Source organism: Caulobacter sp. CCH9-E1 (assembly GCF_001556515.1).
In the GTDB taxonomy this organism is placed as follows: domain Bacteria; phylum Pseudomonadota; class Alphaproteobacteria; order Caulobacterales; family Caulobacteraceae; genus Caulobacter.
The window spans coordinates 1-13,946 of record NZ_LSJA01000356.1 but is presented as its reverse complement, the minus strand read 5'-3'; the positions used below and the strand labels follow the sequence as shown (position 1 = coordinate 13,946).

Here is a 13,946-nt window from a genome sequence, read left to right as displayed (position 1 = left end):
GGCTTCGTCGAAACGGTACACACACTTCAAACCTCCGGGCGTCGCCCGGGCGCTCCGCGTCCCTTCCATCCCTTCAGCGAGCAATCGCGTGAGGATGCCTCTCTGTGACTATGCTAGGCCTTCACCGTCGCCCAAGGGCCCCTGATCGCCAGGGTGACGCCGGGGTTCTGCAGGTTGACGAACAGCGTGCCGCCGTCGGGCGAGAAGCAGGCGCCGGCGAACTCCGAGTTCCCGGTGAAGACGTTGCGGGCCAGGGTGTAGACCTTGCCCTGGGGCGTCACGCCGCGCAGGTGGTTGCGCAGGGTGTCCGAATAGCGGTCCTCGCAGATGATCACGTGGCCCCACGGCGCGACCACCAGATTGTCGGCGTAGTCGAGCACGCGGTCGTTCTGGCTTTCCACGAACAGCTGCAGCTTGCCGGGCTGATCCTTCTCGCCGGCCTGGCCTTCGACGGCCGACGGGACGTAGCGGAAGATCTGGCCCGAGCCGGCCGCGCCGCCGGCGGTGCAGGCGAAATAGAGCTCGCCCTGGCCGAAGAACACGCCTTCGCCCCGGCAGAAGACCGCCGCGCCCTTGGCGTGGCCGCGCCGGCGCAGGTCGTCATGGGGGTTGTCGACGCCGTCCAGGTCGATCCAGCGCGCGGCCCTCCAGCCGCCGATCGGGAAGGTCTTTTCCTCCTGGTTGCGGGTGTCGCCGCCTTCAGGAGCGTCGGCCAGTCCCAGGGCTTGCAGGCGCCCGCCCGCCGCCAGGTTGCGGCGATCGTTCGGCAGGAAGCGGTAGAAGAGGCCGTCCGCGACGTCCTCGGTCAGATAGACGACGCCCGTCCGCGGATCGATGCAGGCGGCCTCGTGCTTGAAGCGGCCCAGGCCCTTCAGGGCGACGGGCTGGACCAGGCCGACATGCGCGGCCGGCACTTCGAAGACCCAGCCGTGATCCTTGCCGACCTCCAGGCCCGCCTCGATCGTCGTCTCCTCGCAGGTCAGCCACGAGCCCCAGGGCGTGACGCCGCCGCAGCAGTTGATGAGGGTGCCCGCCAGCGAAAGGTGTTGGCGCTCGGTCTGGCCGGTCTTGAGGTTGTAGAGCTGGGTGGTCGTGCCGCCGGGCAGGGGGCGCTGGCCGTTCTGGAAGTCCCAGACCTTGGACCGGTCGATGCGGTCGATCAGGCGCTCGCCAAGGCCGAAGGCGCCGTTGTGGATGTCGCTGACCGAAAGCTCGTGGTTGCGCACCAGCAGGACGCGCTCGGCGTCGACGGGAAAGCAGCCCATGCCGTCGGCCTTGCCGGGCACCAGCAGGCCGTCGCTCATCGTCTCGCCGGCCTGGGAGATGACCTGGTAGCGGAAGCCCGGCGGGAGGTCGATCATGCGCTTGGGGTCGGGGACCAGGGCGCCGTAGCCTTCGACCTCGTTCAGATAGGTCTCGGCCTCGAGCGCCTCGTCCTGAGCGCGGGCGGAGAAGGCGGTGAAGGCCAGGCTGGTGGCGGTCGCGCCCAGGAAGCTACGGCGGGAAAAGGTCATGGAGCGCCCCTGTTAGAATGTAACGTTCAGCGCTATGCACGCCTTTCATGACAGTTTTGAGCACGAATTTGCGGTATCATATTACCGCATTACTTAAAGTATTGTTTGTATTGAGTTTTGTAAGTTTCTGCGTCGCGATTGTTGACAGCGCGCGAACCCTTCCGTAAATGCCGCGCCTCACACGGACGAAACCGGATTTCTCGGGGTCGGACGCCTAGAAATTACGGATCAATCCCATGCAGAAGATCACGGCTTCCTTGAAGCCAGCCGAGGTCGAGAAGAAGTGGATCGTGGTCGACGCCCAGGACGCCGTTGTCGGCCGTCTGGCTTCGTTCATCGCCATGCGTCTTCGCGGCAAGCACCGTCCTGACTACACCCCGCACGTCGACTGCGGCGACTTCGTCGTCGTGATCAACGCCGACAAGGTGAAGTTCACCGGCAAGAAGCTGGACGACAAGGTCTACTACCGTCACACCGGTCACCCGGGCGGCATCAAGGAAACCACCCCCCGCAAGGTGCTGGGCGGCAAGTTCCCGGAACGCGTCCTGGAGAAGGCTGTCGAGCGCATGCTGCCCAAGGAGAGCCCGCTGGCTCGCAAGCAGCTGACCCACCTGCTCATCTACAACAACGGCGAGCACCCGCACCAAGCGCAAAACCCCGAAGTCGTCGACTTCGCGGGCCGCAACGCCAAGAACATCCGGAGCCTCTAAGCTATGACTGACGCTCAAGGCTTTGACGCGCTGGCCAGCCTGTCCAGCAACCCGGAAGCTGCCGCTCCGGCCGAACCGAAGATCGACGCCCAAGGCCGCGCCTACGCGACCGGCAAGCGCAAGAACGCGATCGCTCGCGTCTGGATCAAGCCGGGCAAGGGCTCGATCACGATCAACGGTCGTGACCAGGAAGTCTATTTCGCCCGTCCGGTGCTGCGCATGATGATCGCCCAGCCGCTGGAAGTGACCGATCGCCTCGGTCAATTCGACGTCGTCGTGACCGTGGAAGGCTCGGGCCTGTCGGGCCAAGCCGGCGCCATCCGTCACGGCCTGTCGAAGGCCCTGACCTACTACGAGCCCGGCCTGCGCCCGGTCCTGAAGCCGCACGGCTTCCTGACCCGCGACAGCCGCGTCGTCGAGCGTAAGAAGTACGGCAAGGCCAAGGCCCGCCGCAGCTTCCAGTTCTCGAAGCGCTAAGCGCGGTTCGTACGCGTTTGGAAGAGGGCGCTTCGGGTCTCCGAAGCGCCCTTTTTCTTGGTCTTTTTCCTTGTTCTGTCCGGATCGGAGTCCGCCCATGGCGAGCGCCCCCAAGGTCTTCCCCAAGGTCTTCATCGACGGCGAAGCCGGCACCACCGGCCTGCAGATCCGCGAGCGCCTGCTGGCCCGCACGGACTTACAGTTGGTCTCGATCGATCCGGACAAGCGCAAGGATCTGGACGCCCGCGCCGAGATGCTGAACGGCGCCGACGCGGTGATCCTGTGCCTGCCCGACGACGCGGCCAAGGAAGCCGTGTCGCTGGTGACCAATCCGGACACGGTGATCATCGACGCCTCGACGGCCTACCGGACCGCCGAGGACTGGACCTATGGCTTCGCCGAGCTCGATGGCGAGCAGCGGGGCAAGATCGCCAAGTCCAAGCGGATCTCGAACCCGGGCTGCTACCCGACCGGCGCGATCGCCTTGACGCGGCCGCTGGTCAGCGCCGGCATTTTGCCGGCCGAGCTGCCGGTCTCGTACAACGCCGTCTCGGGCTATACCGGCGGCGGCAAGGCGATGATCGCCCAGTTCGAGGACGAAAGCGCCCCGAACCACACCCGCGCGCCGTACTTCATCTACGGCCTGTCGCTGAGCCACAAGCACGTGCCGGAGATGCAGAAGCACGGCGGCTTGCTGAGCCGTCCGATCTTCACGCCGGCCGTGGGCCGCTACGCCCAGGGCATGATCGTCGAGCTGCCGCTGCACTTCTCGACCCTGAACGGCGCGACGTCCCTGGCCGACATCCACGCGGTGCTCGAGAAGCACTACAAGGGCGAGGCCTTCGTCGAGGTCGCGTCGCTGGACGAGGCCAAGTCGATGACGACCCTGGACCCGGAAGGCCTGAACGGCACCAATCGCCTGAAGCTCTTCGTGTTCGGCTCGGACGCTGGCGGCCAGGCGCGCCTGGTCGCCCTGCTCGACAACCTGGGCAAGGGCGCCTCGGGCGCGGCGGTGCAGAACCTGAATATCGCCCTGGGCCTGAAGGAGGACGCGGGCCTCTGAGGACTCAGCGGATCACGGACGCGAGGAACCGGCCGACGGCGTCGGTATAGGCGCCGGGCTCTCCGAGCTTGGCGTTGATCTCGCCGTGGCTGAGGTCCTGCGGCAGAACCGACGCCTGACCGCCAAGACTCTTGGCCTTGTCGGCCAAAGCCTGCGCCTGGGGGCAGGAATCGGCGCGGCGCGACGAGCACACCATCATCAGCGGCGCGGGCGCTGTTTTCATGCGCGCCAAGGGCGAGAGCGCCGTCCAGACGGCCGGATCGCTCCCGAAGGCCTCGTCATACAGCTTCATGTGGCGCTGGCTCATGATCGTCGGCACGTCCATGGCCGCGCTATCCAAGGCCACGACGCCCAGCCAGGGCTTGGCGCCTTCCTGGGCGGCGATCGCCGGATCGGCGGCCAGCAGAGAAACCAGATGGGCGCCGGCCGAGTGGCCCATCAGCACCACTTTTGACGGATCGCCGCCCCAGGCGGAGGCCTTGGCTTGAACGGCGGCGATCGCCCGGGCGACGTCCCGCGCCTGGGTCGCCACGTCGGCGTTCGGCAGCATCCGATAGTTCACCGAGACGAAGATGAACCCTTGGCCGGCCAGCCAGGGAACCTTGTTGTCGATCACCTTGCCCATGGCCTTGTCGCCGATCCGCCACCCACCGCCGTGGGCCATCACCACGATTGGCGCGCCTTGGGCGGCCTTGGGACGATAGACATCGAAGACCTGGGCCTTGTCGGGCCCATACGAGACGTTGAGGTCGCGCAGCAGGCCTTCCGGCGTCGGGGTTTTGGCCAGCTTGGCCTCCGCCCGGGCGGCCGCCCGTTCGGCGATCCGATCACGGAGGCGCTGGGCGTCGGCGGGCGCGGTCGCCGCCAGAACGCCCAAGGCGATCAGCAAGGCCGGCAACCGCCTCATGACTTCACCAGCACGAAGCTGCCCGGCGCGTCCTCGAGCGGCTTCAGCTTGCCCTTGGCCGGATCTCGCGCGGGAACCTGGCCGCCGGAGCGGGCCTTCAGCCATTCGCCCCAGTAGGGCCACCAGGACCCGGGGAACTCCTTGGCTCCGGCCTGCCAGGCCTCGACCGACTCGCATTTCTGCTCGTTGATCCAGTGCTGATACTTGTTGGCGCCCGGCGGGTTGATCACCCCGGCGATGTGGCCCGAGCCGGCCATCATGAACGTCACCGGCCCGCCGAACAGCTTCGCGCCCCGGAAGACGCTGCGATAGGGCGCGATATGGTCCTCCTTGGAGGACTGCACGAAGATGGGAATCTTCACCTTCGACAGGTCCAGCCGCTCGCCGCCGAGGGTCAGCTCGCCCTTGGCCAGGGCGTTATCCTTGTAGAAATTGCGCAGATAGAACAGGTGCAGCGCCTTGGGCATCCGCGTCTGGTCGGCGTTCCAGAACAGGAGGTCGAAGGGGCGGGGCTCCTTGCCCATCAGATAGTTGCTGACGAAGAACGACCAGATCAGGTCGTTGCCGCGCAGGGCGTTGAAGGTGTCGGCCATGGACTGGCTGGGCAGGAATCCGCCGGCCAGATCCATCTGCTGCTCGATCGAGCGCAGCCATTCCTCGTTGGTGAACAGCAAGAGGTCGCCGGCTTCGGCGAAGTCCTGCTGGGCGGCGAAGAAGGTGGCCGAGTTGATCCGCTTGTCGCCACGCGCCGCCATGTGGGCCAGGGCGACCGACAGCAGGGTGCCGCCGATGCAGTAGCCGACCGTGTTGACCTTATCGACGCCGCACTGGGTCATGACCTGCTGAGTGGCGTCGTAGACGCCCTCGATCATGTAGTCCTCGAAGGTCTTGTCGGCGAGCTTGCGGTCCGGATTGACCCACGAGGCGACGAACACCGTGAAGCCCTGGCTGGTCAGCCAGCGGATCATCGAATTATCGGGGCGAAGGTCCAGGATGTAGAACTTGTTGATCCACGGCGGGAAGATCAGCAGCGGGATCTCGCAGACCGTCTCGGTGCTGGGATCGAACTGCAGCAGCTGCAGGATGTCGTTCTGATAGACGACCTTGCCGGAGGCCGTGGCGACGTTCTCGCCGACCTTGAACTTGGCCAGGTCCGTCTGGCTGATCGCCAGCTGACCGCCCCCGCGCTCGAGGTCTGCAGCGAAGTTCTCCATGCCCCGGACGATGCTCTCGCCCTGGGTCTGGACCGCCTCGCGCAGGGCGGCGGGGTTCGACATCAGGAAGTTCGACGGCGAGAAGGCGTCGGTCAGCATCTTGGTGAAGAACTCGACCCGCCGCTTGGTCGCCGGATCGACGCCGTCCACCTCGGCCACCAGGCTGTTCAGCCAGTTCGACGACAGCAGGTAGGACTGCTTCATCATGTCGAACATCGGGTTCGACGCCCAATCGGGATCGTTGAACCGCTTGTCGCCGGCGACCGGCGTGACCACCGGCGCGACCTCCTCGCCGGCGGCGCGACGAGCGGCCGACTGCCAGAGATCCATGTAGCGCGAGAACAGGTCGGCCTGCGCCCGCATCAGCCGGTCGGGCTGGGCGGCGAGGCGGGTCATCACTTCGTTCAGGGCCGGGGCGACGTGGAAGGGATCGGGCGTCAGGGCGGCGGGGCGATCGGCCTGGCGCAGCGCCGCCTCGGCGATCGCGCCCTGGGCGGTGACGGCCGCGCGCGCCAGGTTTGCCGAGAGAGTCTCGACCAGCTTCACCTGCTCGGGCGACAGCAGCGTGTCGAACGGGGGCAGGGGCGGGGCGTCGGCGGCCGGATTCGGCGACTCGGTGTTCGGCGGCGGCGGGGTCTCTGGCGAAGAGGTCTTCTTGGGAGGGGCCTTGGCCTGACTCTTGTCTGTCTTGGGCGCGGCTTTCTTCTTGGGCTTGGGGGCGGCCTTCGCCGTGGCCATGAGGTTTCCTCCGCTTGTCCAAAGCCAGTTCGCGAAAAGCAACGTCGAACGCCTTCCGCTCGCCGCGATCATCGCATAAGACCAGAACCAATGAACGGCGAAACCCGCAAAATCCTGCGTTTCGGTCTTATCGTCGGCTTGGCGGCCGGCGCGAGCGCCTGTGCGAGCCCGTTCAAGACCGCGCCGGTGGACCCGAGCTCTCCCGTGGCCGCCGCCGTCGCCACCGCCGCCAAGACCAAGGGCGCCCGCCTCAAGCTTTCCGAGATCCCGGCGATCCCGAGCGACATTCCCAGCGCCGATCAGATTCGCGGCGCCGTCGCCCAGCAGCAGGCCGCCGGCGACGCCCTGGCGCGCGCCACCGCGCCCTCGACCTGGGAACTCAAGGAAACCGAATCCTACGCCGCCAAGGCTCGCCGCGACGTCACGCCCCCGGCCTTCGAAGCGCCGACGGACACCGACCGCGCCAACACCGAAGCCTTCGCCCGCGCAGCCCGCGGTCGAGCTAGCGCGCCTCCGTCCCAGCCCCAATAGGGCGACGGAGGCATAATCTTCCTTGAACTGGCTTGGCTTGACCCCGCTCGGGGTCTATCCATGCCCGACTTTTCGCTCCCAAAGCGCCGACGCGGCGCAACGAGCCGTCATGAGCACCGATTTTCATCGTATCCGCCGCCTGCCGCCGTACGTCTTCGAAGAGGTCAACAAGATCAAGGCGCGCCTCCGCGCCGAGGGGACCGACATCATCGACTTCGGCATGGGCAATCCCGACATGCCGACGCCGCAGCATATCGTCGACAAGCTGATCGAGACCGCCAGGGATCCCAAGGCCGGCCGTTACTCGGCCTCGAAGGGCATTCCGGGCCTGCGCAAGGCCATGGCCAACTACTATGGCCGTCGCTTCGGCGTGAAGCTGAACCCCGACACCGAGGTCATCGCGACCCTGGGATCGAAGGAAGGCTTCGCCAACCTCGCCCAGGCCCTGACCGGGCCGGGCGACGTGATCATCTGCCCGAACCCGGCCTATCCGATCCACGCCTTTGGCTTCATCATGGCCGGCGGCATCATCCGCCACGTGCCGGCCCTGTCGCCGGAGGAGTACCTCTCCAACATCAGCCGCGCGGTGAAGCACTCGGTGCCGCCGCCCAGCGTGCTGATCCTGTCCTATCCGTCGAACCCGACGGCCCAATGGGTGGACCTCGACTTCTACAAGGACGCCATCGCGCTCGCCAAAAAGCACGACCTGCTGGTCATCAGCGACGTGGCTTACGGCGAGATCTATTTCGACAACAACCCGCCGCCGTCCGTGCTGCAGGTCGACGGCGCCAAGGACATCGCGGTCGAGGTCAATTCGCTGTCGAAGACCTACGCCATGGCCGGCTGGCGCGTGGGCATGGTGGTCGGCAACGCCCGCATCTGCGCGGCCTTGGCCCGCGTGAAGTCCTATCTGGACTACGGCGCCTACACGCCGGTGCAGGTGGCCGCCGCCACGGCGCTGAACGGTCCGCAGGACTGCGTCGACGAGATCCGCTCCATCTACAAGAGCCGTCGCGACACCCTGATCAAGTCAATGCAGGGCGCGGGTTGGGACATTCCGAACCCGCCGGCCTCGATGTTCGCCTGGGCCAAGATCCCCGAGCCCTATCGCGAGGCGGGTTCGATGCTGTTCTCGCGCCTGCTGATCGAGGAGGCCGGCGTCGCCGTCGCCCCCGGCATCGGCTTTGGCGAGTACGGCGAAGGCTATGTGCGGATCGGTCTGGTCGAGAACGAGCACCGCATCCGTCAGGCCGCGCGCAACGTGAAGAAATTCATCGCCAACGCGGACTCCATCCTGGCCAAGGCCCACAACAAGATGGAACAGGCCTGAGGCAGGCCTTTCCCGACGGCGTAACGAGGACTCGAAGATGACGAACAAGACCTGGCGCGTCGGCGTCGCGGGCCTGGGCACCGTGGGCGGCGGCCTCCTGCAGTTCCTGGCCGAACGCCCTGGCTTCGCGCCCGCCGGCGACAAGGCCGTCGTGACCGCGGTCTCGGCCCGCTCGAAGTCGCGGCCGCGCACGGTCGACATCTCGAACCTCGCCTGGTTCGACGATCCGGTGGCGCTGGCCGCTTCGCCAGACGTCGACCTGTTCGTCGAGCTGATCGGCGGCTCCGACGGTCCGGCCAAGGCCGCTGTCGAGACGGCCTTGAAGGCCGGAAAGCCGGTGGTCACCGCCAACAAGGCGCTGATCGCCGTGCACGGCGCCGAGCTCGCCGCGCTCGCCGAATCCCAGGGCGTGCCGCTACTGTTCGAGGCGGCCGTCATGGGCGGCACCCCGGCGGTGAAGATGTTGCGCGAGGCCATGGTTGGCGACGACGTCGTCAGCGTGGCCGGCATCCTCAACGGCACCTGCAACTTCATCCTCTCGGAGATGGAGAAGACCGGGCGGTCGTTCGCCGACGTGCTGCGCGAGGCGCAAGGCCTGGGCTATGCCGAGGCCGACCCGACCATGGACGTGGGCGGCTTCGACGCCGGCCACAAGATCAGCATCCTGGCCGCTCTGGCCTTCGGCTGCGCGCCGAACTTCGAGGCGGCCGAGATCGAAGGGATCAGCGACGTCGACCTGCTCGACATCAAGCTGGCCAAGGACCTGGGCTATCGCATCAAGCTGATCGCCGGCGCGGCCAAGGCCGAGGACGGCGTCGCGGTGAAGGTGCACCCCTCGCTGGTGCCGCTGGATCACCCCCTGGCCCAGGCGGGCGGGGCGCTCAACGCGCTGTTCATCGAGGGCACCCGGATCGGCCGGATCTTCATCCAGGGCCCCGGCGCGGGCGCTGGGCCCACGGCGGCCGCCGTCGCCGCCGACATCGCCGACGTGATGACCCGCGCCGTGCGTCCGGTGTTCCAAGCCCCGGCCGGCGAGCTGAAGCCGTTCATCGCCATCGACCCGGCCCGGGCGGTCGGCAAGGCCTATCTGCGGATCATGGTCCAGGACCAGCCTGGCGTAATCGCCGCCATCTCCGAGACCCTGGCCGAATGCGGCGTCTCGATCGACAGCTTCCTGCAAAAGCCCATCGAAGGCGCGGGCGGGGTGCCGATCGTGCTCGTTACCCATGCGACCCCGGAATCGAAGCTGCTGGATGCGATTAGCCGCATCGAAAAGCTGCAGACCGTGCTAGAGCGTCCCCGCCTTCTGCGCGTCGCGCGCATCTAACGACCTGGAAAAATCCGGGCGCCGAGGGCGACATTGGGAACTAGGCCCTCGGCTGCGGGGGCTAGGAGAAACGGATGAGTTCGAACACCCTGGACCGCTCGCTGGTCCTGGACGCCGTTCGCGTGACCGAGGCCGCCGCCATAGCCTCCTGGACGATGCTGGGTCGTGGCGACGAGATGGCCGCCGACCAGGCCGCCGTCGACGCCATGCGCAATGCGCTCAACGAGCTGAACATCGACGGCGAGATCGTCATCGGCGAGGGCGAGCGCGACGAGGCGCCGATGCTCTACATCGGCGAGAAGGTCGGGACGGGGAAGGGGCCCCAGATCGACATCGCGCTGGACCCGCTGGAAGGCACCACGCTCGCGGCCAAGGCCCAGCCCAACGCCCTGACGGTCATGGCCTGGGCGCCCAAGGGCACGCTGCTGAACGCGCCCGACACCTATATGGATAAGATCGCCTGCGGACCGGGCCTGCCGTCCGGGGTGATCGATCTGGACCGCTCGCCAGCCGAGAACGTCAAGGCTCTGGCGGAGGCCAAGGGCGTCGCCTCCACCGAAATCACGGTCTGCGTGCTGGACCGTCCACGCCACGCCGAGATCATCGCCAAGGTTCGCGCCGCCGGGGCCCGTATCCACCTGATTACCGACGGCGACATCGCCGGCGTGATCAACACCACCGATCCCTCGACCGGCATCGACCTCTATCTCGGCTCCGGCGGCGCGCCCGAGGGCGTGCTGGCCTGCGCGGCCCTGAAGTGCGTCGGCGGCCAGTTCCAGGGGCGCCTGCTGTTCCGCAGCGCCGACGAGAGGGCTCGCGCCGCGCGCTGGGGTGTGACCGACCTCGACAAGAAGTACGACCTGCACGAGATCGTCCGCGACGAGGCGATCTTCGCCGCCACGGGCGTGACGCGGGGCGGTCTCGTGGACGGCGTCGTCTTCCGCGACGGCTGCGTCCACACCCACACCCTGGTGATGAACTCCTCGACGGGCACGGTCCGCGAAGTGCGTATGAAGCGCAAGGTCTGAGACCTTGCTGTCACGGCCGTGCTGTAGGAGCGGCCGCTCTGCTTTCTCTTGAGGTTCCGAATGACTGCCTTTGTCGACCTGAGCGCCTGGCTCTCGAAGGAGCCGGCCGACGCCGCTCTGAAGGATGTCGTCCAGACCGTCGCCGCGACCTGCGCTCAGATCAGCCGCGTGGTGGCCTCCGGCGCGCTGTCAGGCAGCCTGGGCGCGGCCGGCAGCACGAACGTGCAGGACGAGGAGCAGAAGAAGCTCGACGTCATCACCAACGACATGCTGAGCGACGCGCTCAAGGCTTGTGGTCCGGTCGCGGGCCTGGCCTCGGAGGAGCTGGAAGAGGTCGAACCGACTGGCCGCGTGGGCGGCTATCTCGTTACCTTCGATCCGTTGGACGGCTCCAGCAACATCGACGTCAACGTCTCGGTCGGTACGATCTTCTCGGTGCTTCCCGCGCCGGCCGGCCACGCGCCCGCCGAAGCCGACTTCCTGCAGCCCGGCCGCAACCAGGTCGCCGCCGGTTACGCCGTCTATGGCCCGCAGACCATGCTGGTCCTGACGCTGTCGAGCGGGGTCAACGCCTTCACGCTGAGCGCCGACGGCCAGTGGCTGCTGACCCATCCGGACCTCAGCATCAAGCCCGACACGGCCGAGTTCGCGATCAATATGTCGAACCAGCGCCACTGGGCCGAGCCGGTGCGCCGCTACATCGACGGCTGCCTGCAGGGCAAGGACGGTCCGCGGGGCAAGAACTTCAACATGCGCTGGATCGCGTCGATGGTGGCTGACGTCCACCGCATCATGATGCGCGGCGGGATCTTCATGTATCCCTGGGACGCCCGCGAGCCGGGCAAGCCCGGCAAGCTGCGCCTGATGTACGAAGCCAATCCGATGGGCCTGGTGGTCGAGCGCGCGGGCGGCAAGGCGACCGACGGCGCCGAACGCATCCTCGACATCCAGCCGACCAAGCTGCACCAGCGCGTGCCGGTGGTCCTCGGCTCGGCCAACGAGGTGGAAGAGGTCCGGTCGGAGACGCTGCGCGGCTAATCCTGCGTCCGCGACTGTCATAGCGGTGTCGCATGGAGCGAATCCGCATGACCGGATACTCTGCCGCCATGGCCGCCGATGGTGTTTCCAATCTCGTTCCCAGCGCCTTCCTCGGCGTTGAACGCTCCCTCAGCGGTCGGGCCTGGCGCGAGCGCGCCGCCGATCCGCTGGTGGTGCGCGATATCCAGCAGCGCCACGGCCTGATCGAGCCCCTGGCCCGCGCCCTCGCAGCGCGCGGCGTTTCTCTTGAGCACTCCGAGCACTACCTGCGCCCGACCCTGAAGGCGCTGTTCCCCGATCCGTCCAGCTTCACCGACATGGATCGGGCGGCCGAGATCCTGATCGACGCTCTGGAACAGGGCCGGCCGACCATGGTGTTCGCGGACTACGACGTCGACGGGGCCACCAGCGCCGCCCAGCTGGTCCGGTGGTTCCGCTATATGGGCGTTGAGCTGCCGATCTACATTCCCGACCGCCTGACCGAGGGCTATGGCCCCAGTCCGGCCGCCTTCCGCAAGATCCGCGAGAGCGGCGCGGAACTAGTCGTGACGCTGGACTGCGGCGCGGCCGCCTATGACGCCATCGCCAGCGCCGGGGAGATCGGGCTCGAGGTCGTGGTCATCGACCACCACCTGATGCGCGAAGACCCGCCCGCGGCCGCCGCCGTCGTCAATCCGAACCGGCCCGGTTGCCAGAGCGGGCAGGGCGTCCTGGCCGCCGCCGGGGTCACCTTTGTCCTGCTGGCCGCCCTCAACCGAGAGGCGCGCAAGCGGGGGCTGTTCACGGAGGCCCGGCCGCAGCCCGATCCGCGCCAATGGCTGGACCTGGTCGCTCTGGGCGAGGTCTGCGACGTCACCCAACTGGTCGGCTTCAACCGCGCTCTGACGGCGCTGGGCCTGCGGACCATGGGCGCCTGGGCCAATCCGGGGCTCAAGGCGCTGTTCGAGGTCGGCAAGGGCTCGGGGCCGCCATCGGTGTTCCACGCTGGTTTCATCCTTGGGCCCAGGATCAACGCCGGCGGTCGCATCGGGCGGTCGGACCTGGGCGCACGGCTTCTGTCGACCGACGATCCCATCGAGGCCCGGGCCCTGGCTGAGGAGCTGGATGGCCTCAATACCGAGCGTAAGGCGGTCGAGGCCGCGGTTGTCGAGGAGGCCGCCGCGATTCTGGAGCGCGGCAATCTCAACCCCGACGCGCCGGTTATCGTCATCGCGGGCGAGGACTGGCATCCGGGCGTGATCGGCATCGTCGCGGGCCGTCTTCGCGAACGTTATCGCAAGCCGGTGGTGGTCATCGGGATCGACCGCGCGGCGAATGTCGGCAAAGGCTCCGGCCGCTCGCAGCCGGGGGTGAATCTGGGCCGCGCGATCCAGGCCGCTTTCGAAGCGGGGCTCCTGATGGCGGGCGGCGGACACGCCATGGCGGCGGGGCTGTCGATTCGTCCCGAGATGATTCCCGAGTTCCGGGCCTTTCTCGAAGAGCGTTTGGCCGGCGAGATGGAGGCGGCGGGCGCCGAGGCCGTGGAGATCGACGTCCTTCTCCAGCCGCGGGCGGCGAGCCGGGCGTTGCACGACGACTTCCAGCGGCTGGCGCCCTTCGGTCCCGGCAATCCTGAGCCGATGTTCGCCATGACCCAGGTGCGGCCCGATCGCGTGACAGCCTTGAAGGGCGGGCACGTGCGGCTCGATCTGGTCGGTCCGACGGGGGATCGAATCAAGGCCGTCAGCTGGCGCAGCGCCGAAACGCCGCTGGGGCAGAGGCTGCTCGCCGGCGGCGGCGCGCTGGATGTCGCGGGCCGACTCAAGCCCGACGACTACATGGGCCGTAACGGGGTTCAGTTCGAGATCGAGGACGCTCACGATCCGCGGGCGCGCTACGCCTAGCCCCATGTCTGGCGGCCTCGCGCGTCCATCCCCGTGGGCCGCGCCAGAGGATGTGGACGGAGCGAAAAAATGATTTCCAGCGGGTTGCGCGGCCCAAGAGGCGCGGCTATACACCCGCTTCCTCGCGGGGCCGTGGTCCCTTCGTCTATCGGTTAGGACGCCAGATTTTCAATCTGGAGAGAGGGG

General features: G+C 67.5%; 12 protein-coding genes. 9 read left to right on the top strand and 3 right to left on the bottom strand.

Annotation, left to right across the window (positions count from 1 at the left end; genetic code table 11):
• Positions 1–113: 113 nt before the first annotated feature.
• Complete coding sequence (locus AX690_RS20135; protein ID WP_066687168.1) at positions 114–1,514, bottom strand: alkaline phosphatase PhoX; 1,401 nt, start codon at positions 1,512–1,514, stop codon at positions 114–116.
• 236 nt (positions 1,515–1,750) lie between these two features.
• On the opposite strand from AX690_RS20135, the gene rplM reads away from it, so the two are divergent.
• From rplM to argC, 3 genes are all read left to right on the top strand, one after another.
• Positions 1,751–2,224: a 50S ribosomal protein L13 gene (gene rplM / locus AX690_RS20130; RefSeq protein ID WP_013078819.1), complete on the top strand. Its 474-nt coding sequence runs from the start codon at positions 1,751–1,753 to the stop codon at positions 2,222–2,224.
• A gap of 3 nt (positions 2,225–2,227) precedes the next feature.
• On the top strand, positions 2,228–2,701 hold the full coding sequence (rpsI, locus tag AX690_RS20125; protein ID WP_004624294.1) for a 30S ribosomal protein S9: 474 nt from the start codon (positions 2,228–2,230) through the stop codon (positions 2,699–2,701).
• Between the two features lie 97 nt (positions 2,702–2,798).
• A complete protein-coding gene (gene argC / locus AX690_RS20120; RefSeq protein ID WP_066687165.1) occupies positions 2,799–3,764 on the top strand; it encodes an N-acetyl-gamma-glutamyl-phosphate reductase in 966 nt (321 codons plus the stop codon).
• Between the two features lie 4 nt (positions 3,765–3,768).
• Here argC and AX690_RS20115 read toward each other — a convergent pair whose 3' ends face one another.
• Both AX690_RS20115 and AX690_RS20110 read right to left on the bottom strand, forming a co-directional pair.
• On the bottom strand, positions 3,769–4,671 hold the full coding sequence (locus AX690_RS20115) for an alpha/beta hydrolase (RefSeq protein ID WP_066687162.1): 903 nt from the start codon (positions 4,669–4,671) through the stop codon (positions 3,769–3,771).
• On the bottom strand, positions 4,668–6,623 hold the full coding sequence (locus AX690_RS20110) for a class I poly(R)-hydroxyalkanoic acid synthase (RefSeq protein WP_197426928.1): 1,956 nt from the start codon (positions 6,621–6,623) through the stop codon (positions 4,668–4,670). The genes AX690_RS20115 and AX690_RS20110 overlap by 4 nt, the downstream gene beginning before the upstream one ends.
• A gap of 90 nt (positions 6,624–6,713) precedes the next feature.
• On the opposite strand from AX690_RS20110, the gene AX690_RS20105 reads away from it, so the two are divergent.
• The 6 genes from AX690_RS20105 (at position 6,714) to recJ (ending at position 13,760) form a co-directional block, all read left to right on the top strand.
• A complete protein-coding gene (locus tag AX690_RS20105; RefSeq protein WP_066687159.1) occupies positions 6,714–7,154 on the top strand; it encodes a hypothetical protein in 441 nt (146 codons plus the stop codon).
• Positions 7,155–7,263: 109 nt separating this feature from the next.
• Positions 7,264–8,484, top strand: coding sequence for an LL-diaminopimelate aminotransferase (locus AX690_RS20100; protein WP_066687156.1), 1,221 nt, complete (start codon positions 7,264–7,266; stop codon positions 8,482–8,484).
• A gap of 37 nt (positions 8,485–8,521) precedes the next feature.
• Positions 8,522–9,811, top strand: a complete 1,290-nt coding sequence (locus AX690_RS20095) for a homoserine dehydrogenase (RefSeq protein WP_066687153.1) — start codon at positions 8,522–8,524, stop codon at positions 9,809–9,811.
• 74 nt (positions 9,812–9,885) lie between these two features.
• Positions 9,886–10,839, top strand: a complete 954-nt coding sequence (gene glpX, locus AX690_RS20090) for a class II fructose-bisphosphatase (protein ID WP_066687150.1) — start codon at positions 9,886–9,888, stop codon at positions 10,837–10,839.
• A gap of 60 nt (positions 10,840–10,899) precedes the next feature.
• Positions 10,900–11,877, top strand: coding sequence for a class 1 fructose-bisphosphatase (locus AX690_RS20085; RefSeq protein ID WP_066687142.1), 978 nt, complete (start codon positions 10,900–10,902; stop codon positions 11,875–11,877).
• Between the two features lie 68 nt (positions 11,878–11,945).
• On the top strand, positions 11,946–13,760 hold the full coding sequence (gene recJ, locus AX690_RS20080) for a single-stranded-DNA-specific exonuclease RecJ (protein ID WP_066687140.1): 1,815 nt from the start codon (positions 11,946–11,948) through the stop codon (positions 13,758–13,760).
• The last annotated feature ends 186 nt before the right edge of the window (positions 13,761–13,946 follow it).

Coding starts and splice junctions, on each gene's coding strand:
- AX690_RS20135 (WP_066687168.1), bottom strand. CDS start 1,514: ATGACCTTTTCCCGCCGTAGCTTCCTGGGCGCGACCGCCACCAGCCTG.
- rplM (WP_013078819.1), top strand. CDS start 1,751: ATGCAGAAGATCACGGCTTCCTTGAAGCCAGCCGAGGTCGAGAAGAAG.
- rpsI (WP_004624294.1), top strand. CDS start 2,228: ATGACTGACGCTCAAGGCTTTGACGCGCTGGCCAGCCTGTCCAGCAAC.
- argC (WP_066687165.1), top strand. CDS start 2,799: ATGGCGAGCGCCCCCAAGGTCTTCCCCAAGGTCTTCATCGACGGCGAA.
- AX690_RS20115 (WP_066687162.1), bottom strand. CDS start 4,671: ATGAGGCGGTTGCCGGCCTTGCTGATCGCCTTGGGCGTTCTGGCGGCG.
- AX690_RS20110 (WP_197426928.1), bottom strand. CDS start 6,623: ATGGCCACGGCGAAGGCCGCCCCCAAGCCCAAGAAGAAAGCCGCGCCC.
- AX690_RS20105 (WP_066687159.1), top strand. CDS start 6,714: ATGAACGGCGAAACCCGCAAAATCCTGCGTTTCGGTCTTATCGTCGGC.
- AX690_RS20100 (WP_066687156.1), top strand. CDS start 7,264: ATGAGCACCGATTTTCATCGTATCCGCCGCCTGCCGCCGTACGTCTTC.
- AX690_RS20095 (WP_066687153.1), top strand. CDS start 8,522: ATGACGAACAAGACCTGGCGCGTCGGCGTCGCGGGCCTGGGCACCGTG.
- glpX (WP_066687150.1), top strand. CDS start 9,886: ATGAGTTCGAACACCCTGGACCGCTCGCTGGTCCTGGACGCCGTTCGC.
- AX690_RS20085 (WP_066687142.1), top strand. CDS start 10,900: ATGACTGCCTTTGTCGACCTGAGCGCCTGGCTCTCGAAGGAGCCGGCC.
- recJ (WP_066687140.1), top strand. CDS start 11,946: ATGGCCGCCGATGGTGTTTCCAATCTCGTTCCCAGCGCCTTCCTCGGC.